The 678-nt window shown below is 64.7% G+C and carries 2 pseudogenes; one reads left to right on the forward strand and one right to left on the reverse strand.

The features are described 5' to 3' along the window. Nucleotides 1–422 (forward strand): annotated as a pseudogene (locus EOA27_RS38970) (N-acetyl-gamma-glutamyl-phosphate reductase); the annotation flags it as partial. A 62-nt stretch (nucleotides 423–484) separates the two neighbouring features. Here the strand turns inward: EOA27_RS38970 and EOA27_RS38975 are convergent. After that, a pseudogene (locus EOA27_RS38975) lies at nucleotides 485–678 on the reverse strand (COX15/CtaA family protein); the annotation flags it as partial.

The following is a 678-nucleotide window of genomic DNA, read 5'->3' on the forward strand; positions in this document are numbered from 1 at the left end:
CCTACGGGCTGACGCTGCAGCACAAGCATGTGCCGGAGCTCCGCGCCTATGCGAAGCTGTCGCACGACCCGATCATGCAGCCGGCGGTGGGTAATTTCGCGCAGGGCATGATCACGGTGGTGCCGCTGCAGCTCCGCGGTCTCGACCGCGTGCCGACCGGCGCCGAACTCCACGCGGCGATCGCCGACCATTATGCGTCGATCGACGGCGGCGTGGTCGAGGTCGCGCCATATACCCACATGGAGCGGATCGCGGAGATCGATCCGGAGATCTATAACGGCACCAACCGGATGAAGGTCTATGTGTTCGCCAATGACGAGCGGGCCCAGGCATTGCTGATGGCCGTCTACGACAATCTCGGCAAGGGCGCGTCGGGCGCCGCTGTACAGAATCTCGACCTGATGCTCGGCATCAAGCACTGAGCGGCGATGCAGGCGTTTCCAGAGCGCTGGAAGGTCGGCGCTCCTGAGCTCATTGCCGGCCGTCAGCTTCTGACGTTTATCTCCGTCGGCAGCGGATAGGCGCCCTTGGTGCCACGCCAATGCGCGGTGGCGAAGCCGAGCAGGACCAGCGCGATCGCCTGATGCGTCAATGCCATGTGCAGCGGCACCTGCATCAGCAGCGTGCCGATGCCGATCGAGGCCTGGAGGACCACCAGCGCGAAGAGAAGCGTGGTGC

It is taken from the genome of Mesorhizobium sp. M2A.F.Ca.ET.037.01.1.1, from assembly GCF_003998075.1.
Classification (GTDB): domain Bacteria; phylum Pseudomonadota; class Alphaproteobacteria; order Rhizobiales; family Rhizobiaceae; genus Mesorhizobium.